The sequence below is a fragment of the Croceicoccus naphthovorans genome (assembly GCF_001028705.1).
Classification (GTDB): domain Bacteria; phylum Pseudomonadota; class Alphaproteobacteria; order Sphingomonadales; family Sphingomonadaceae; genus Croceicoccus; species Croceicoccus naphthovorans.
Genome location: NZ_CP011770.1, coordinates 2,087,645 through 2,106,102 on the forward strand (window position 1 = coordinate 2,087,645; position 18,458 = coordinate 2,106,102).

Annotated in this window: 19 protein-coding genes and 3 pseudogenes; 12 read left to right on the forward strand and 10 right to left on the reverse strand. The window is 61.5% G+C overall.

Annotated features, from left to right (window positions below; genetic code table 11):
* Window positions 1–55: 55 nt before the first annotated feature.
* Both AB433_RS10510 and AB433_RS10515 read right to left on the reverse strand, forming a co-directional pair.
* Window positions 56–565, reverse strand: coding sequence for a GNAT family N-acetyltransferase (locus tag AB433_RS10510; RefSeq protein ID WP_047820954.1), 510 nt, complete (start codon window positions 563–565; stop codon window positions 56–58).
* A complete protein-coding gene (locus AB433_RS10515; RefSeq protein ID WP_047820955.1) occupies window positions 562–855 on the reverse strand; it encodes a type II toxin-antitoxin system TacA family antitoxin in 294 nt (97 codons plus the stop codon). The genes AB433_RS10510 and AB433_RS10515 overlap by 4 nt, the downstream gene beginning before the upstream one ends.
* A gap of 352 nt (window positions 856–1,207) precedes the next feature.
* On the opposite strand from AB433_RS10515, the gene AB433_RS10520 reads away from it, so the two are divergent.
* The gene (locus AB433_RS10520; RefSeq protein ID WP_082134893.1) at window positions 1,208–2,551 is read left to right on the forward strand and encodes a tyrosine-type recombinase/integrase; all 1,344 of its coding nucleotides are present in this window, start codon (window positions 1,208–1,210) and stop codon (window positions 2,549–2,551) included.
* 305 nt (window positions 2,552–2,856) lie between these two features.
* On the opposite strand, the gene AB433_RS10525 is transcribed toward AB433_RS10520, so the two are convergent.
* Together AB433_RS10525 and AB433_RS10530 are read right to left on the reverse strand one after the other, a co-directional pair.
* On the reverse strand, window positions 2,857–4,086 hold the full coding sequence (locus tag AB433_RS10525) for a dienelactone hydrolase family protein (protein WP_218916938.1): 1,230 nt from the start codon (window positions 4,084–4,086) through the stop codon (window positions 2,857–2,859).
* Window positions 4,087–4,154: 68 nt separating this feature from the next.
* A pseudogene (locus AB433_RS10530) lies at window positions 4,155–4,961 on the reverse strand (SDR family NAD(P)-dependent oxidoreductase).
* 162 nt (window positions 4,962–5,123) lie between these two features.
* Here AB433_RS10530 and AB433_RS19505 point away from each other — a divergent pair.
* The 5 genes from AB433_RS19505 (at window position 5,124) to AB433_RS10550 (ending at window position 7,562) form a co-directional block, all read left to right on the forward strand.
* Window positions 5,124–5,726, forward strand: coding sequence for a TetR/AcrR family transcriptional regulator (locus AB433_RS19505; protein ID WP_053059118.1), 603 nt, complete (start codon window positions 5,124–5,126; stop codon window positions 5,724–5,726).
* Between the two features lie 86 nt (window positions 5,727–5,812).
* A complete protein-coding gene (locus AB433_RS21795) occupies window positions 5,813–6,046 on the forward strand; it encodes a VOC family protein (protein WP_375782424.1) in 234 nt (77 codons plus the stop codon).
* 165 nt (window positions 6,047–6,211) lie between these two features.
* Entirely contained in the window at window positions 6,212–6,556 is a 345-nt protein-coding gene (gene tnpA, locus AB433_RS10540; RefSeq protein WP_053059276.1) for an IS66-like element accessory protein TnpA, read from the forward strand.
* Window positions 6,553–6,906, forward strand: coding sequence for an IS66 family insertion sequence element accessory protein TnpB (tnpB, locus tag AB433_RS10545; protein WP_047820958.1), 354 nt, complete (start codon window positions 6,553–6,555; stop codon window positions 6,904–6,906). Before tnpA (AB433_RS10540) ends, tnpB begins: the two co-directional genes overlap by 4 nt.
* Window positions 6,907–6,974: 68 nt before the next feature.
* Window positions 6,975–7,562 carry an IS66 family transposase zinc-finger binding domain-containing protein gene (locus AB433_RS10550; protein ID WP_053059119.1) on the forward strand — a complete coding sequence of 196 codons (588 nt, stop codon included), beginning with the start codon at window positions 6,975–6,977 and terminating at the stop codon, window positions 7,560–7,562.
* Between the two features lie 214 nt (window positions 7,563–7,776).
* On the opposite strand, the gene AB433_RS10555 is transcribed toward AB433_RS10550, so the two are convergent.
* Entirely contained in the window at window positions 7,777–8,814 is a 1,038-nt protein-coding gene (locus tag AB433_RS10555) for an IS110 family RNA-guided transposase (RefSeq protein ID WP_047820959.1), read from the reverse strand.
* 71 nt (window positions 8,815–8,885) lie between these two features.
* Between AB433_RS10555 and tnpC the strand changes: the two are divergent.
* From tnpC to istB, 3 genes and pseudogenes are all read left to right on the forward strand, one after another.
* Window positions 8,886–9,895 (forward strand): annotated as a pseudogene (tnpC, locus tag AB433_RS21800) (IS66 family transposase); the annotation flags it as partial.
* 99 nt (window positions 9,896–9,994) lie between these two features.
* Window positions 9,995–11,100 (forward strand): annotated as a pseudogene (istA, locus tag AB433_RS10565) (IS21 family transposase); the annotation flags it as partial.
* Complete coding sequence (istB, locus tag AB433_RS10570; protein WP_047823873.1) at window positions 11,087–11,815, forward strand: IS21-like element helper ATPase IstB; 729 nt, start codon at window positions 11,087–11,089, stop codon at window positions 11,813–11,815. The pseudogene istA and the gene istB, both read left to right, overlap by 14 nt.
* 27 nt (window positions 11,816–11,842) lie before the next feature.
* Here istB and tnpA (AB433_RS10575) read toward each other — a convergent pair whose 3' ends face one another.
* From tnpA (AB433_RS10575) to AB433_RS10600, 5 genes are all read right to left on the reverse strand, one after another.
* Window positions 11,843–12,262 (reverse strand): IS200/IS605 family transposase, encoded by a 420-nt coding sequence (gene tnpA / locus AB433_RS10575; protein ID WP_047820960.1) that lies wholly within the window; start codon window positions 12,260–12,262, stop codon window positions 11,843–11,845.
* Window positions 12,263–12,334: 72 nt separating this feature from the next.
* Window positions 12,335–12,880 (reverse strand): Arm DNA-binding domain-containing protein, encoded by a 546-nt coding sequence (locus tag AB433_RS19520; RefSeq protein ID WP_053059122.1) that lies wholly within the window; start codon window positions 12,878–12,880, stop codon window positions 12,335–12,337.
* 188 nt (window positions 12,881–13,068) lie between these two features.
* Window positions 13,069–13,829 (reverse strand): IS5 family transposase gene (locus AB433_RS19995; protein WP_156170784.1). Its coding sequence is split into 2 segments (ribosomal slippage): window positions 13,069–13,496 and window positions 13,496–13,829, totalling 762 coding nucleotides; the frame shifts between segments, so codons are not numbered across the junction.
* 635 nt (window positions 13,830–14,464) lie between these two features.
* Entirely contained in the window at window positions 14,465–15,295 is an 831-nt protein-coding gene (locus AB433_RS10595; protein WP_179944972.1) for an aldo/keto reductase, read from the reverse strand.
* Window positions 15,296–15,370: 75 nt separating this feature from the next.
* Window positions 15,371–15,991 carry a TetR/AcrR family transcriptional regulator gene (locus AB433_RS10600; RefSeq protein ID WP_047820963.1) on the reverse strand — a complete coding sequence of 207 codons (621 nt, stop codon included), beginning with the start codon at window positions 15,989–15,991 and terminating at the stop codon, window positions 15,371–15,373.
* 96 nt (window positions 15,992–16,087) lie between these two features.
* Here AB433_RS10600 and AB433_RS10605 point away from each other — a divergent pair, with 96 nt between their 5' ends.
* The 3 genes from AB433_RS10605 (at window position 16,088) to AB433_RS20000 (ending at window position 18,441) form a co-directional block, all read left to right on the forward strand.
* The gene (locus AB433_RS10605; RefSeq protein WP_009823890.1) at window positions 16,088–17,077 is read left to right on the forward strand and encodes a zinc-dependent alcohol dehydrogenase family protein; all 990 of its coding nucleotides are present in this window, start codon (window positions 16,088–16,090) and stop codon (window positions 17,075–17,077) included.
* Between the two features lie 202 nt (window positions 17,078–17,279).
* Window positions 17,280–17,570, forward strand: a complete 291-nt coding sequence (locus AB433_RS10610; protein WP_047820964.1) for a metal/formaldehyde-sensitive transcriptional repressor — start codon at window positions 17,280–17,282, stop codon at window positions 17,568–17,570.
* A 116-nt stretch (window positions 17,571–17,686) separates the two neighbouring features.
* Window positions 17,687–18,441 (forward strand): IS5 family transposase gene (locus AB433_RS20000; RefSeq protein WP_375782394.1). Its coding sequence is split into 2 segments (ribosomal slippage): window positions 17,687–18,028 and window positions 18,031–18,441, totalling 753 coding nucleotides; the frame shifts between segments, so codons are not numbered across the junction.
* Window positions 18,442–18,458 lie beyond the last annotated feature (17 nt).

Genomic DNA, 18,458 nt, shown 5'->3' on the forward strand with positions numbered 1-18,458 from the left:
CTGGATGTACGGAGGCGATCGGTGATCTGGAAGCGCCGCCGTCCGGCGGTGGGTGTTAGAATAGCGCCTTTCTCGCGATTTTCATCGGCAGGAACAGCCGTGCGGTCGCCTGGCCGAGCGGTGCGAAACCATAGCGCGTGTAGAAGGCATGCGCTTTGGCGTCGATCGGATCGACAACGATCATCCGGCCGGCGGCTTCGACCGCGCAGAGGCGGGCAAAGGCGTCAATCAGCAGCAGTTCGCCAAGCCCTTTCCCTTTCATCGACAGATCGCGCGCGAGGCGTCCGATGAGGAATGCGGGGATCCGATCGTAGCGCGGCAGGCCCTTTCTCTGTTCGGGCGAAAGCTCGTCGCACAGCACGGCATGAGCCGAAATCGTGTAATAGCCCGCGACCCGCTCCGACCCGGTCGGCAGCGCCACATAACAGGCGGCGAGGTCGCCGCGCTCGTTCTGACCGGCGGATTTCAGCAAATAGTCGCTGAGCGAGGCATGCTCGCAGGCGAAGCCTGCCCGGTCATGCGCCGCCGACAGCCGCTCGAACTGGAAACTGGTCGCGTCGCTCACGCATGGCCCGACGCAAGGGCGCGATGCCGTGCCGCCGCAGCGCGAAGCGCCTCGTTGGGGGCGTCGTCGGCATCGAGCGCGCGCGCCAACCGCTCGAAATCGTCGCGGTTTAGGCGCGTGACCTCCGCGTCCTCGATCGCCCGCTGCGCAGCGTCCTGTACGGCGGCGGTCACGAACGCCGCCACCGTCTGGCCACGCAAGGCCGCTGCATGGCTGACGCGGCTGTGCAGCGAAGGCGGAACGCGGACCTCGAGCCGTTCGGAACGGCGCTCTTGGGACTCGGCAACCATGACTGGGGTACTCCTTTGCTCGATATGTACGGCATTTTACCGACTTTTTCAACATGTCCGTGATGCCCAAGCGGAGCGACTTTGCCACATGCTTCAGGATTGAGCGGGTTAGGCTTCCCTCTGGATGCAAGGAAGGCCTTGGTTATTTGGACAGACTGCCTCGATCCGACCCTTGATGCGCCTAGCTAACGCCTCATGGACCCCAATTTTGCCCATTTGGGATACGATCGAAAATATTTTTCATCGTCCCACTGTGTCCACCGATGGTCCATTCTGACCACCGACGTCCAGATCGTTGATTTTAGGTGATTGAAAAGACATGATATTCATGGCTTCCGAAAGGAGGCATCCTATGTCTGTCAAAGATTTGGATCTTCGCCATGCCAAGCCCCGCGAGAAGCCCTACAAGATCGGGGCAGGGCACGGCCTTCATCTGAGCGTCCAACCGAACGGCTCCAAGCGGTGGCGGATGAAGTACCGCTTTCACGGCAAGGAGAATTTGCTGAGCTTCGGCCCCTATCCGGACGTGACCCTTGCCGAAGCAAGGGCGAAATGCCTTGCCGCGCGCGACATCCTGCGATCGGGTCGTAACCCCGCGCTCTACCGTAGCCAGGCAGCGCATGCCGCAGCGATGAGCTTCGAGGGCATCGCGCGGATGTGGCATGCCGGTCGCGCCGAGAATATCTGTCCGGAGCATGCGCAACGCGTTCTTGCCAGATTCGAGCGCGATGTCTTTCCGCTGATCGGCGGGCAGGCGATTACGAGCGTCCGGATTGCCGAAGTCCTCGACGTTCTGCGGCGGGTCGAAGCGCGTGGCGCGCTCGATACCGCTCGTCGGCTCAAGCAGAATATCAGTCAGGTCTTTCGCTTCGCGATGGCGAATGATTGGGTCGACAATGATCCGAGCGCCCACCTGTCGGGGGCGTTGCGTCCCCCGCGGCGGCGTAGACACATGCCGCGGGTCGAACTGTCGGAATTGCCCGCCCTTGTTGCGGCAATTCGTGCCTATGACGATGGTTCGGTGCCGCGCCGTCGCGAGACAACCCGGCATGCCCTGCTATTCACCTTGCTCACCTGGGCGCGCACTGGCGAACTACGCAGTGCGGCATGGTCCGAGTTCGAAGGGCTCGACAATTCCAGTTGCCAGCCGCTGTGGCGCATCCCGGCCGAAAGGATGAAGACGAAGTGCGAGCATATCGTGCCATTGTCGCGCCAAGCGGCGTCGATCCTGCGTCAGCGCAAACGCATGCCGGGAAGGGGGCACTTGGTCTTCTCCGGCGACGATCCAGATCGACCAATTTCCGAGAACACGATGATATATGCCTGTTACCGGATGGGCTATCTCGGTCGGCAAACGGTTCATGGCTTCCGCGGCCTCGCCTCGACCTGGGCAAACGAAAGCGGCCGATATCGCCCTGACTGGATTGAAATGGCACTCGGCCATAATTGCGAGGACAAGGTTCGGGCGGCTTACAATAGCGCCCTTTACCTCGACATGCGGCGTACGATGCTCCAAGATTGGGCGGATCATTTGGATCGAGTCGAGGCTCCACAGCGTGCCCCGGCGCGCGCGAATGGCCCAAATCTCGTCAACTCACCGAGCTTTCTGAACGGTTGGTCGATTGGGGGTCAAATTGGGGGTGGATTCGACCCTCAGGTGCGATTTCGCCCGCAAGAAATGATTACAGATCAATAAGTTAAAGGTTAAAATTCGGCGCTCTCCTCCGCGACCATCGCAACCTCAGTAGAAACCTCGCATTTCTGCCGCATTTTGTGGCTTCCGAGGCTGCGAGGAGCTCCAAATTCAGCCTGTACCTGTTGCTCACATATGGGCTCGTTTAGACCCATTTGGACGCCACTTATAAACTGATTTCGTGGCCTGGCGATGTCGAGGTTTCAATGAAACGACAGGATTTCACTCAGGGTCCCCTCGATGCTCTGACGGCCGGGGAGGAGCCGCTCCTGTCGACTTCATCGCGGCGATGTTCATACGAATGGATATTAATCGAGCGGAAGCCCCTCGCTGGTGGACCATTTTTTCATCAATCGGTTGGGCATCAAGGTCTTGTCCTGCAATTTGCGGGACACGTCCGCGCCTCCGACAGGCAGGTTCGCCGGGTCGAGCAGTCCTGCCTGCACCAGGACCGACGCCTGATCGAAATAGATATGTTCGTTATAGATCTTGCCGCCCCGGAACGATACGACGACGATCATCGGCACTTCGATATAGCGCCCGGTCGGCTCGATGTCCGGCAGCAACCAGGATATTTCCTTGTCGTGGGTGAAGCACATGATCATTTCGTCCACCACGCGGTTGACGCCGACGGTGCGCGAAATCGGAATGATCCGCGTGTCGTCGGGGTGCACATCGCAGAAATGATATTTGTAGAACCGCAGCAGCATGTCGTGGCCCACGCCGCCCATCACCGTAGAGGTGATGTTGACATAGGGCTCCTCGACCATCGTATCCAGTACGGCATGTGCATCCTTGGTCACGAACTCATGGTAAATATGCTGCTCCCACATGCCTTCCAGATCGAATTTCGGGCCGATCGCGGCGCGGATGATCGCAAGGGTGCGGATGTAGGCCAGTTCTTCCGCCGTGGGGGAGAAGAAGCCGCGATGCGGGTTGGCAAAGCCATGGTCGGCGCCGTTATACATCCATAGCGACATATGATCGTGCCGTTCCACCAGCGCGGCGATCGATGCGATGTCGGCCGCGCAATGCTGGTCGTCCGTGCCGAAGTGGAAGCCCAGCGGAATTTTGACCTGTTCCAGTTCTGCCAGATGATCGGTGATGCCGACGCCATAATAAGCCACGGCGCAGTCGATGTCAGTGCGGGCGGCCGCCATCGCGGCCAGTCGACCGCCCAGGCAAAAACCCACGGCGCCCACGCCGCCACGCTGTTCCGGCATCGCGCGCAGAGCGCCGATCGTCGCCTTTATATCGTCGATGGCCAGATTCAGGTCGAACTGCCGGTATATGTCCATCGCACGGTCGAATTGCGCGTCGGTCAGTTCGACCCCGGCTTCGATCCGCCAGTAAAGATCTGGCACAGTGACGACATAGCCGTCGCTTGCGAAACGATCAGCCATGTCGCGCATGAACTGCGTCACGCCGAACGCTTCCTGCAGCAGGACAAGGCCCGGCCCGCTGCCGCCTTCCGGCATCGCGACATAGGCGTTGAAGCGGCCGCCATCGGCCGCAGTGATTTCAACCAGATTACCCATCACTCATACTCCCTTGGCGTTCGCGGTGGATCAACATAAAGGCCACCCAGCCCCTCATCTCCGCCCGTTCAGTCGACCGAGCCACGCCAGATGGTCATGCCCCCATCGATCATGTGTGATGCGCCGGTGGTGAAGGAGGAGTCATCGGACGCGAGGTAGCAGACGAGCTTGCCAATCTCTTCGGGCGTTCCCATGCGCGGGATCAGGTTACCTCCGGTAAAGCCCTTGAGCGCGGCGGCGCGGACTTGCGGATCTTCGATGATGTCGAAATATTTGTCGAGCAGAGGCGTCTTGATCGTGCCGGGATTGATGCAATTGACCCGGATGCCGAACTGCGCCAGATCGACCGCCATCGCCTTGGTCAGCATCAATACGCCGCCCTTGGTCGCGCAATAGGCGGGCGATGCCGGCATGGCCGTGAAAGAGGCCATTGATGCGGTGTTGATGATCGACGCGCCCTTGGAATCGCGCAGTCAGGGCAGAGCGGCGCGCACAGCATACCAGATGGACCGCAGATTGACTTCGTAGACGAGGTCCCAGATGTCGTCGTCCATTTCATGCACAGCGGTTTTCTGGGCCAGATCGGTTTCGTGCGTACCGGCATTGTTGTGCAGCACGTCTATGCCACCGAAATGATCTGCCGCACGCTGCATCAATGCCTCGATCTCGGCCTTGTTGCGCACGTCGCAGGCGATGAACGTGGCATCGCCGCCCAGATCCCGAATTTCCGATACGGTTTTCTGCCCACCGTCGGGGTTGCGATCGCTAACGACGATCCGGCCGCCCGCCTTGGCCAGTTCGATCGCGCAGCCACGGCCAATGCCCTGGGCAGCGCCGGTCACGACGCAGACTTTTCCATTCATGCTGCTACTCATATCCGCTCTCCTAGCATGATTTGCCGCCGGCTTTCGGTGCCGATCCAGGCTTAGAAATAAAAAGAGTGATTGCTCACTCCTTATTTCAAAGCCTAATTTGCGTGTTATGCCGCGTCAAGATAGCAACGCTGAGATCCGTCGAGGTAAGAGTGAAAATCGGTCATGACGAAAAATCCGGAAGCCCTCGCCAGGCAACAGAAGCGCACGCAGATGCGCCGCGAACAGGTGCTTGCGGCTGCCGAGCAGTGTTTTCAGCGGGAGGGGTTTCACGCCGCCAGCGTAAATCGCATCGCGGCGGAGGCGGGCATGAGCGTGGGACATGTCTATCGTCATTTCGACAATAAGGAGGACATCATCCTCACCCTGTGCGAGCGTAAGTTCGCAGACTATATCAATCATACGCCCGGCCTGGCTGTTCATACGAAGATGGATGCGGATGCGGTCGTCAATACGGCGCTCGATGATTTCGATTGGCTGGTCGATCCAGTTCAGGCGCGATATGTCATGGATGTGTTCGCCGAATCGGGGCGTAGCGAACGGATTAACAGCATCGTGGCCGATCAGGACTATCGTCTGCGGCACAATGCCCGTGTCCTGCTGGAACCTTACTTCCCGCCCGAACGGCCTGAAGAATTGGAGTGCAGGGTCGAAATGCTCGTTCTTGTGCTCGAAGGCTTGATGATGCGAACCGTGGCCAATCCCGAAGGTGACAAGGCGCGCTTGAGGCTTGCTTTCCGCCACCTGATGCGAGCGATACTCCAGTAGCGCCTAGGCCGGATTAGTTCCACGGGCAGAAAACCTACGACATCGCCATGCGGCGTTAGGGGTATGACGAGGTTTCAGCGATGGAAATGGATGTCGGACTGCTCGATCATTGTAATATCTTGACGCGCAAGCTCGATGAAATCGTGCGCTTCTACGAACGGGCGTTGGGCATGCGATCCGGCCCGCGCCCCCCTTTGACGGCCGGGAGCGTTGCTGTATCGCGGCGATCATCCCGTCGTCCATGTCATCGGCATTGCTGGAACGGCGATGGAGCAAGGCGCGGGGCAGGGGCGGTAGATCATATCGCCTTTCCGAGCTAGGGCTTTGCGGCGATGAAACGTAAGCGGTAATTTCTCCCCACATTTTCGCTGTTGCTGAACGCGCTATGGTGTCGCCGATTTTGGATCGGGATGTAATCAGCGATGGGCGATGTAACGACGTTCGAAAGTTCATTTGAAACGAGCGCTGGAGGTCGCCCGCAGCGGATGGATGTGATCCCGGCGGGTCGCGAGCGACGCAGCTGGACGCCGGAAGCCAAGTCCAGGATCATCGCGGAGAGCATGGAAGTGCGTGCCAACGTCGCGGAGATCGCGCGGCGCAATGGCATGCTGCCGCAACAACTTTACGCTTGGCGGCGGGAAGCGCGGGAGCGGATGGAGGCCGGCGATCGGCCGGCGTTCGTGCCGGCGGTGGTCGAGGAGCCGGCGAAGCCGCAGGCCTCGTGCGCGGAGATCCGGATCAACATACGGGGGATGACAATTCGTGTGCCCGATGGAGTTAGCGCCGATCATATCGAGCGTGTGCTGCTGGCAGTGCAGGTGGCGACATGATCATCCCGCCTGGACCGTTAAAGGTGCTGGTGGCGGTCAAGCCGGTCGACTTCAGGAAGGGCATGGTGGGACTGGCATCGCTGGTCCAGCAAGAGCTTCAACGCTATCCCTTCTCCGGGATCATGTTCGTGTTCCGGTGCAAGCGCGCCGATCGCATCAAGCTGCTGCTGTGGGACGGCACCGGCCTGGTGCTGGTGACCAAGCGGCTGCAGAGCGGCACGTTTCGTTGGCCGAGGTTCGGCGATGGCGTGATGAGCCTTACCGCGGCGCAGGCCGGAGCGCTGATCGAAGGGCTCGACTGGGCGCGGGTCCATGCGCCGAGGGTGGCTCGGCCGGTGATGGCGCAGTAGGTCGTATGTATGAGTCACCCTGCCGAAAGGCCGTTGCGAAGGCGGTATGATCTGCTTCAATCCGCGTCGTGAAGGGGGCTGCTGAAGACCTGCCCGACGACGTCGGAGCGCTGAAGGCGATGATCATCGCCGAGCGTCTTCGCTCCGCCAGACTCCAGCATCTGCTCGACGTTCTCAACCGCATGCACTTTGGCAGGCGGTCGGAGAAGATGGTGCCTGACCAGCTGCTGCTGACGTTCGAGGATACCGGCATCGCCATGGGCGAGGTTGAGATGATCCAGGAGCAAAGCGTCGAAGCGCTCGAGACGGCCGGCGCTGCGCCGGCGAGGAAGCGCGCACCCGATGCATCGCGCCCGTCGCTGCCGGCTCACCTGCCGCGTCATGAGATCGAGATCGCGCCGGGCGGATGTGCCTGCTCGAACTGCGGCGGTGAACTGCACCGGATCGGCGAGGATCGCGCCGAACGCCTCGACATTGTGCCAGCACAATATCGCGTGCTGGTGACGGTGCGTCCGAAGATGGGCTGCCGGTCGTGCGGCGACGGCGTGTCGCAGGCGCGGGCACCGAAGCATATCGTCCCAGGCGGGCTGCCGAGCGAAGCGCTGCTCGCCGATGTGCTGGTGAAGAAGTACGCCGATCATCTTCCACTTCTGTGATCGGGCTGTTTTCGTCAACGACATAATCCACGAGCAGGGCCATGCTTCTGTCCGTGATCGGCGAGGCCGTCACATGATGCGAACTAAGGAGGCGGATGGCACTATCTCTACCCCGTGCTCGAGGCGACTCCGGCAGATGCGTGCTCAATCAACCTTCGTCCCTGCTCGGGACCTCGTCACCGACTACCAGCTCCGTGGCAGGCGGTATCTCTAATTAGGCGAAGACCTCCTCCTTGTCGGCGGCCCAGGCAAATGGCGATTGTGTCCGCCACATGCTGTGGAGGATGACGGCGAGCTTGCGCGCCACAGCGACGCGGGCCTTCTTCATTCCACTTCGCCGCGCGACCCGCAGGCCCCAATTCTTCAGCGCTGACCATCTCACGACGCGGCCGAGCAACGTCGTTGCCGCCTCGTATAATGCTGTTCTCACTGAGCCGTCGCCAGCCTTGGTCACGTGGCCGCGCCTGTCGATCTGCCCGGACTGATATCGGGTCGGCGTCAAACCCAGCCACGGACCTACATCTTTGGACCGCTTGAAGCGGTTAGGGTCATCGATCGCATTCCGGTATGTCAGTGCCACGATGGCACCGACGCCCGGCGCGGTCATAAGCGTCTGTACAATAGGGTCGGCGCGTGCAGTCTCCAGCAGCTTGCGATCCAGCGTGCGCAGTTCCTGGAGCAGGACGTCGCGCACTTTGAGCAGAGCTTCAACCAACATCTCCAGCGCTGGGATGCCGCTGGCCAAATCGCGTGCTCGCGTCGGCCATGTCTTCCGGGACACCACGCCCATCTTCAGCCCGAAATTCCGTAGGTTCGCTCGCATCGAGTTCTCTATGCCCGTGACTTTATCGACAAGAAACTGCCGGGCATTGAGCAGCGCCCGGGTTTCTTGGGCGCTCGGCGCCTTCACGTGCACGGACTTGAACCATCCGAGTCGGATCAGCTGCGCGAGACCACGTGCATCGTTGCGGTCGGTTTTGACCCGCATCGCGCCGAACGCCGCATGTACATGCCGAGCTTCCATGACCGAGACCTTGAAGCCTTGCCGCACCAGGCCCGCGTGAAGCCATTGCGACAACGACCCGGTCTCCAAGCCAACGTGCTCGACCTTGCGGCCTTGGTGGCGGATAAAACGGCCTATTGCTTCGGGTTCACTGGCAGCCGTGCCTTCCTTGATCACGACACCGCGCTCGTCAATGACGCAGATGCTTGAGCTTTCCAGCGAAACGTCGACTCCAACGAAGAATTGCATTGCTTCTCTCCTGGTTGACCAATTCCAACATAACTCATCGGCAGATCCAGGCCTCAGCCCGATCACCGCATCTCTATCGACAGGCACAGATCATGGCCCGTCAAGGCGTCGAGATCGATCGCGCGACGCTGGCCAACTGGGTCGGACGGGCTGCTGGGCATCTGAAGCCGATCGTCGATCTTCAGAAGCAGCAACTGCTAACCAGCGCCCGACTGTTCGTCGATGAGACCACCGCCAAGGTGCTGGCGCCGAGCACTGGCAAGACCAAGACCGGCTATCTCTGGGCGATGGTCCGCGATGATCGCCCGCATGGCGGTGCCGATCCACCGGCGATCGCCTATACTTACATGTCGGGCCGGGGTGGCATGTGGGCCGCGAAGCTTCTCGGCGATTATCGCGGCATCCTGCAGGTCGATGGCTATGAGGCCTATGGCCAGTTCGGCAAAGCCAATCGCCCCGGCGGGCCGGCTGTGCTCGCCTACTGCTGGGCGCATGTCCGCCGCGGCTTCTATGATACCGCCAAGGGTGATGGCGCGTCGATCGCCCAGGAGGCGCTCAAACGGATCGGCACGCTCTACGAGATCGAGCGCGAGATCCATGGCCACAGCCCCGGTGAACGCCTCGCCGTGCGTCAGGCGCGATCGCAGCCGGTGATATAGAGGATCTTCGGGCCTGGCTCGAGGAAAAGCGTCGACGCATGTTCAGCGGATCGCCAACCCTCAAGGCGATCAACTATGCGCTCAACCACTGGACCGGGCTGATCCGCTACCTGGACGATGGCCGGATCGACATCGACAACAACCCGGTCGAGCGTTCGATGCGACCGGTCGCTCTCCAGCGTAAGAATGCGCTGTTCGCCGGCCATGAGCTTGGCGCGGAGAACTGGGCCGCGATCGCGTCCTTGGTCGAGACCTGCAAGCTGCTCGCCATCAATCCCAACGCCTATCTTGCCGACGTGCTCGCGCGCATCGTCATGCGCGCCGACGGTGATCCGCTCGACGACCTGCTGCCCTGCAACTGGGTCGATATCAATGCCGCAGCCCCAACGTTCGAAACCAACGACACCGCGCTTGCCGCCTGAGCAAACCACGTTCGAAACTTGTTACATCAAAAACAGGCATCAGGTCTGAAAAGAACCCCGCGCCTTCACACCCCGCGTGGGGAGGAATTACCGCTTACGTTCGACTGGAGCCACGAGGATGTGGAGATCGCCGGCAAGCCGATGCGGGTGAAGGTCGCGCATATGCGGCTTTGCGCGTCGCGGGCGGTGTTCGTGCGGGCCTATCCCCGCGAGACGCAGGAGATGGTGTTCGACGCCCATGCGCGGGCGTTCGCCTTCTTCGGCGGCGTGCCGACGCGGGGCATCTACGACAACATGAAGACCGCGGTGACGACGGTGTTCACCGGCAAGGAGCGGGTCTTCAACCGCCGGTTCCTGATCATGGCCGATCACTACATGATCGAGCCTACTGCTCGCCAGCGGCGGGTTGGGAGAAGGGCCAGGTCGAGCACCAGGTGCAGACGATCCGGGGGCGGTTCTTCCAGCCCCGACTACGCTTTGCGAGCCTGGAGGAGCTGAACGGATGGCTTGAGGCTGAGTGCCACCGGTGGGCGGCGCTGCATCCGCATCCCGATCAGCGCGAGCTGACCGTCGCCCAGGCATGGGATGCCGAGCGTCCGACGCTCCAGGTGATGCTGGCGCCGTTCGACGGCTTCCACGAGACGCCGCACGCGGTGACTGGCACTTGCCTGATCAGCTTCGACCGCAACCGCTACTCGGTCATGGCCAAGGCGGCCCGGCGGGCGGTGCAGGTTCGCGCCTATGCGGACCGGATCGTGGTCCGCCTCGACGATGAGGTGATCGCCGAGCATCCCCGCTTCTTCGGCCGGGATCGGATGATCCTCGATCCCTGGCACTACCTGCCGGTGCTGGCCAAGAAGCCGGGCGCCTTGAGGAACGGAGCACCGTTCCAGGACTGGGATCTCCCGCCGGCACTGGCGCGGCTCAGGCGCAAGCTGGGGACAGGCGATGAAGCCGACCGCCGGTTCGTGCGCGTGCTCTCTGCCGTGCTGACCGATGGCCTCGAAGCGGTCGAGGCCGCGATCCGCGAGGCACTCGCCGCCGGCGCTGCCAGCGACGACGTAATCCTCAACATCCTGGCACGGCGGCGAGAGCCGCCCCGGCCACTGACCATCGCCACGTCCGAAGCGCTAGCGCTCAGCCACCCACCGACCGCGGACTGCGCTCGCTATGACCTTCTGCGAGGCGCCCGTGCAGCGGCATGAGATGATCGCCGCGATGAATGGCTTGGGCCTCAAGGGCATGGCTGGCGCCTTCGACGAGGCGGTCACCACGGGCATGCAGCGCAAGCGCACCGCCATCGAGATCCTGACCGATCTGCTACGCGCTGAGGCTGCTCATCGCCATGCGGCATCGATCCGCTATCGCATGACCGCGGCCAGGCTTCCGGTGGTGAAGGACATCGATGCGTTCGTGTTCGAGGGGACGCTGATCGATGAGCAGCTGGTGCGCTCGCTGCATGCTGGCTCGTTCCTGCCCGGTCAGCGCAATATCGTCCTGGTCGGCGGCACCGGGACCGGGAAGACCCACCTGGCCGTCGCAATCACTGCCAGCGTCGTGCGTGCCGGCGCCCGCGGCCGCTACTACAACACCGTGGATCTGGTGAACCGGCTCGAGGAAGAGAGCCGCCTCGGCAAGGCCGGCGCGCTTGCGGCCCAGCTCTCCCGCCTCGATCTCGTCGTGCTCGATGAGCTTGGCTATCTGCCGTTCGCCCGCTCGGGCGGCCAGTTGCTGTTCCACCTCGTCAGCAAACTCTACGAGCGCACCTCGGTGATCATCACGACGAACCTGGCGTTCGGGGAATGGCCGACCGTGTTCGGCGATCCCAAGATGACGGCCGCGCTGCTAGATCGCATCACCCATCACTGCGACATCGTTGAAACTGGAAACGATAGCTGGCGGCTCAGAAACCGGCGCTGAATAACTGACCGGCCGAGGCCGGTAGGATCATGCGGAGGGGCTGAAGCCATCCTTGTGGGTATGACGGTCCAGATAACGCATGATGATGTCATCGGTGATGTTGCCGGACGTGGTTGAAAAGTAACCGCGTTGCCAGAAGCGTTGGCCCCAGTAGCGTTTGCGGATATGTTCGAACTCCTGCTGGATCTTGCGCGACGAGCGCCCCTTGGCCCGGCGCACGAAGTCGCTGACCGAGACGTGCGGCGGGATTTCTACGAACATGTGCACGTGATCCTTCGACAGCACGCCGTTCACGATGGTCACGCCCATTTCATCGCAGACCTGCCGGATGATTTCGCGAACCCTGAGCCGCACATCGCCGATCAGCACCTTGTACCGGTACTTCGGCGCCCAGACGAGATGATAGCGATGATGGAATGTCGTGTGACAACCGGAGCGATACGCCATAGCCTGTAACCTCGGGAAAAGCGGAAGCTTCACGCCTTCGGCGGTTTCCGCTTTTCCCGAGGTTACAGGCTATCACGCGAGTCTATGGCTGAAGCCACTATCCGACTGAAGTCGGAGGGGTTGCTCCTCAAACGGGACTCTAAAACCCTCCCCCCGGACCCCCCACCCGGCGGTTGACCCGGTGGGTCCACAGGAACCTCCCACGGCCGGCACCGCCAGCGCTTGGGGGGCGCGCAGCGCCGGCCGTGGGTCCCTCCTATGGACTACCGGGACAACCGCCCGACAGCCCGAAAAGGGGGTCCCTATTGCACGCCGATATGGGGTCCCGGTTCGACGCCCATTTACAGCCTTGACCACAGCGCGCGGGTCGATCCCCTCGCGCATGTCCTGTAACACCTTCTGCGCCCGCTCCCGCGCCTTGGCCTCCGTGAGCGTGCCGTAGGGACCGAGGGTGAACTGGATCGACTTGCCCAGCACCCGCCCCATAACGATGAACACGCGCTTGCCCTGTGCGGAGACGCGCAGACCGTAGCCCTTCACGCTGTCGTCCCAGTGAACCTCGTAGCCCTCGGCGGGCGCTGCGACCTTGTCAACGAAGGTCTTCGTAATCTTTGCCATGCTGCTCCTTGGCTGCGAGATTCTAGCGTATTTCTAGCAAGGAGCTTACAGCTACGACAAGGAACCACAAAAAAGCAAGGGCGAAAACAACGTAATATCAAGGGTTATGCCTGCTAGAACAAGCTAGGGCAATCTAGCGCAAGAGCGTGATTCCAAAACTCTTAATCAGCGGGTCCTAGGCTCAGGACTCATTGATCGAGCCAGAAGATGACGGTTGCGGCGATGCAGATGGCGGACATGAAGGTATGGGCGCAGCGGTCGTATCGCGTGTGGATGCGGCGCCAGTCCTTGAGTTTGCCGAACATGTTCTCGACCCTGTGGCGCTGGCGATAGAGTGTGCGATCGTGCGGGATCTGTACCTTTCGATTGGCCTTTGAAGGGATACAGGCGGTGATGCCGCGGTTGGCCAGAGCTGCGCGGAACCAGTCGGCATCATAGCCTTTATCACCGAGCAGTGCCTTGGCCCTGGGCAGGGAGTCGAGCATCAGCGCAGCGCCCTTGAAGTCGCTCATCTGGCCTTCGCTGAGCAGCATGACCAGTGGCCGCCCCTGGCCGTCGCAGACCGCATGAAGCTTGGAGTTCAAGCCGCCTTTGGTGCGTCCGATACATCTGGGAAGAGCCCCTTTTTAAAGAGGCTGGCAGCTGTTCGGTGAGCCTTGAGATGCGTGGCATCGATCATCAGTTGATCCGGCTTGCCACCCTTGGCAGCCAGCGCGGCAAAGATATTGTTGAACACGCCCAGTCGGCTCCAGCGGATGAACCGGTTGTAGATCGTTTTGTGCGGACCATACTCGCGCGGTGCATCTCGCCAGCGCAACCCGTTCCTGATCACGAAGATGATCCCGCTAACGATCCGACGATCATCGACCCGCGGCACTCCGTGCGACAGTGGGAAATACGGCTCGATCCGGCGCATCTGCGCCTCCGACAACCAGATCAGATCACTCACGACAACACCTCCTCAGCGGTGCCGTTGAATCAGAATATCGAGCCCTTGGGAATCCCTTTAATAGGTCCTGAGCCTAGGTTCGAGCCCTAGCGCGCCCGCCATATTTCCCTTATTCATCAATCAGATACTAGGCTTGCGGGATCGGGCTATTGAGAGCATTTTTGTGCTAGGTAGCTCTCTAGGTAGCAGCGCGCTAATTCGGCGCTGCAGCGCAGTGAACGGTTCATGCCCCGCGCTCTGTCCAACTGAGCTTGAGCGAGTAGCCGGCTCACCTTCCCGCCAGCGGCACACGCTGGGATGGCAGCTTGGAAACTCGGGCAGCGCGGTGTGGTGCTGACAGCTAGGCCGCCCGAGCTTCGATACAGAGCGCCCGATGGACAAGAATGACGCCCTTGGCTGGATGCCCTGCCAGCTCGGAGACGCCTCATAGACGGTAAGAACGGTCAGCCCGTTATTCGTGGAGGCTAAGAGCAGATTGGGGCCAGGGACGCGATAGGCCTTGTTCTCGAACCGTCAGTCGCGCAGCACGCGCTCGATAGCGGTGTCGACACTGGTCCGCTCACCGCACCGCTAAGTGCCTACCGCCGATCCGGTTTGCGTTCTGTTCCTTCGAGCGATAATATCGTCATCTGACGCTAAAGCATCTCGAGTGGACGGCGGTCGCGTGGCCTGGGAAATGCCGCGTCGAGTGTCGCAAGGTGGGCGTCGGAAAGAACGATATGGGCGGCCGCGCGGTTCTCCCGAACATATGCGACTGAACTCGCTTTCGGGATGGCGATGAGGCCATCGTGCCGCAACGTCCACGAAAGTGCGACCTGCACAGGGGTTGCGCCAACCTCGGCTGCAATTTTGTCGAGAGCGGGGTGGGTAGAAAGTCGTCCCTGCTCGACTGGACTATACGCCATAACCGGTAGGTTATGCTCGGCGAGCCACGGCAGCAGGTCCAATTCGGGGCCTCGCCGGACGAGATTGTAGAGGATCTGATCGGTCACGCAGCCATCCCCGCCCGCAGCGACAAGCTCGTCCATATCGTCGGTATCGAGGTTGCTGACACCCCAATGCCTAATTTTCCCCGCTGATTTTAGCGCCTCCATTGCCTCCACTGTCTCAGCGAGCGGCACTGATCCCCGCCAGTGGAGCAGGTAGAGGTCGAGCCGATCGGTGCCGAGCCGCTTCAGGCTCGCCTCGCACGCACCGGCAAGGCGGGAGCGCGATGCGTTCTGTGGATACGCCTTGCTGACGAGGAATAACTGGTCGCGACGGTCGCCGAGCGCTTCGCAGATCAGCGTTTCCGCCGCACCATCGCCATACATTTCGGCGGTATCGATGAGCGTCATACCCAGTTCGACACCGGCGCGTAGCGCGGCGATCTCATCGGATCGGCGCTCGGCACGTTCGCCCATCTTCCAGGTGCCTTGACCCATTGAAGGAACCACTTCCCCGCCTGGCAATGTCACGTGTTTCATGTGCTTTCGTCCTATGAGATGAGTTCGACTGTTCGGTGGCGGGAGGCGGATTGGCAGATGACCACCACGTGACGATCATACCGCAGCCGGCCATCGATCGAGTGCCATTTTGGCGATGGAGAGCAGTTCGTTGATCGTAGCGCCGTCGCGCGCCTGAACGGACATGCCTTCCATGACCGTATTGATGAATTTGCCTAGGACGGCCGGATCGGCATCGGCCGCAAGCTCGCCCTGCGCGGCGCCGCGATGCAGACGCTCGATCAGGAGGGCCTCCGCCGCGATACGCTTGTCGCGCAGCAGGCATTCGATGGCGGCGGACGCCGGCGAAACGGCTGCCGCTGCCGAATACATGAAGCAGCCGGCCGGCGTTCCGGGTTCCGAGAACGATGACGCCGCTCGTTCCAGCAGGCCTTTGACGGCATCGTAGGTGGACAACGCCGGATCGTTGATGGGTGCATAGAGGTGGACGCTGAACGTCGCGGCGTAGCGCTCGATCACCGCCGCGAACAGCCCCGCCTTGTTGTCAAACGCTGCGTAAAGACTGGCGGCGGCGACGCCAGTCTCCGCCACCAGATCGGCCATCGATGTCGCCTCGTAGCCGCGCTGCCAGAACAGCCGTACCGCCTTGTCGAGCGCAGCGTCAGTGTCGAACGCGCGAGGGCGACCTGCGCCGCGGCGAGCTTTCGTCTCTGTCATGTCTGGTGCCCGATATGGAATGATCGATAAATAATATCTTGAAACTGGTGGCCCACACCGATACAGAACGATCATTCAATAATCAAGGAGTGTCCCATGAGCCGCATCGTCCGTATCCACGAATATGGCGACGCCAGCGTCCTGAGGATTGAAGATGTGGCAGTGCCCGCGCCCGCGGCCGACGAAGTGCAGATCGCGGTGAAGGCGATAGGCATAAACCGCGCCGAGGTGATGTTCCGCAACCATGCCTACCTTCAGGAAGCCGAGTTCCCGAGTCGCCTTGGCTATGAGGCTGCCGGCACCGTCGTTACGGTCGGTGCGGACGTGACCGGGTTTGCTGAAGGCGAAGCCGTCAGCGTCATCCCCCCGCTCGATATCGCACGCTGGGGCACTTATGGCGAGGTCGCCAACGTGCCCGCCCGCCTCGTCGTCAAGCATCCGGCGGCGCTGTCGTTCGAGGAAGCGGCGGCCGTGTGGATGCAGTATGTCACCGCCTGGGGTGCACTGGTGGAGCAGGCGAAACTCGGCGAGGGCGATTTCGTCATCGTCACAGCTGCCTCCAGCAGCGTCGGCCTTGCGGCCTTCCAGATTGCGCGGATGGTCGGCGCGACGGTAATCGCGACGACGCGTACCGGCGCCAAGCGCCAGGCCTTGATCGATGCCGGTGCGCATCATGTCGTCGCGACCGGGGAAGAGGACCTGGTAGCGAGGGTGATGGAGATAACCGATGGTCAGGGTGCGCGCGTGGTGCTCGATCCGGTCGGAGGCCCGTCGTTCGAGCCGCTGACCGAGAGCATGGCACGCGGCGGCATCCTGCTCGAATATGGCGCGCTCAGCGGCGAACCGACGCCGTTCCCGTTGTTCTCCGTGCTGGGCAAGAGCCTCACGCTCAAGGGGTATCTCTACAGCGAGATCGTCTCGGACGATGCCGCCCTCGATCGCGCCAAGGCGTTCATCGTGGCGGGTCTGGAATCGGGCGCGCTCAAGCCGCGGATCGCGCGCACTTTCCCGCTCGACGCCATCCAGGACGCTCACCGCTTCCTCGAATCGAACGACCAGATCGGCAAGGTCGTCGTTACGGTCTGACCGGCATACCGGGGGGGGTGAGCGATCACTCCCCCCTTCCCCAACGGAGGATCGGACCCTCGGCGCCCATGCCAGGGCTGCTCGTGGCGCAGGCTTGAGAGCATGACCGGAACCTCGCCCGATTGGAAAAACGCCCGGCTCCGTGCAGGATTGAAACTCCCCCCCTGTATAGTATGCTTCAGCGATTTCTCGGGAAAACGCGATGCCACATTCATCAGAGGACAAGAAGCGAGCCATCACACGCTTGCGGCGTATCAAGGGTCAGGCGGACGCTCTGGAACGCGCGATCGAAGCGGGGGCCGATTGCGCTCCCCTGCTGCAGCAAATTGTCGCCATGCGTGGTGCGACAAATGGACTGATGGCAGAAGTGATGCAGAGTCATCTCAGGGAAACATTCGGTGCGGGCGCAAATCGGGCCGTCGGAGGCGCAGGTGGCGATCACGATGACGGCGTGGAGGGCGTAATGAAGATTCTGCGTACTTATCTTAAATGACAATTTCAGGCTCATTTTCTTGCCCGTGTCCTCCCGCACTTAGGGTCCGGACCCAATAACAGGGTTTCCGCGTTTGCCCGGTTGTGATTCACTGCCTCGTTGAGGAGGGCAGTGAGATGGCTGATTTCTTTTGGTTTTCGGACGCGCAGTGGGCTCGGATTGAACCGTTTCTCCCGACCGATGTGCGCGGCAAGCCCCGAGTGGATGACCGCCGTGTGCTGAGCGGGATCGTCCACGCGCTTCGCTGCGGTGGCCGCTGGGCCGACTGTGCGGACGTCTACGGACCGAAGAAAACGCTCTATAATCGGTTCGTTCGCTGGTCCGAGCGCGGCATCTGGGAAGGCATCTTCAGCGCGCTTGCAGGAGCAGCAGAAGCCCCGGATCGGCTCTTCATCGATAGCAGTTGCATCAAGGTCCACCGCTGTGCAGGCGGCGGAAAAGGGGGGCCTTGGCTCATGGTATCGGCCGCACGAAAGGCGGACGAAACACCAAGCTCCACGCCGTCTGTGACGAGAAGGGCCGCCCCTGCGTCCTGCTCCTGACGCCCGGAAACGTGCACGATTGCAAGGTCGCGCAGCTCTGCATCGAAGCGATGCCACCGTCTGCCGAACTCGTCGCCGACAAAGGCTATGACAGTCAGGCCCTACGCGAATGGCTGGTCGAACGCGGCACTGAGCCCGTCATTCCGCCGCGCAAGAACCGTAAGATCCAGTACGATTACGACCGCGCGATCTACAGGCAACGCAACGTCATTGAACGTATGTTCTGCCGCTTCAAAGACTGGCGCCGCATCGCAACCCGCTTCGATCGCAACGTCAGAAACTTCATGAGCGCCGTCAGCCTCGCCGCTGCCGTCATCTGGTGGCTGTAATGAGTCCGGACCCTAGA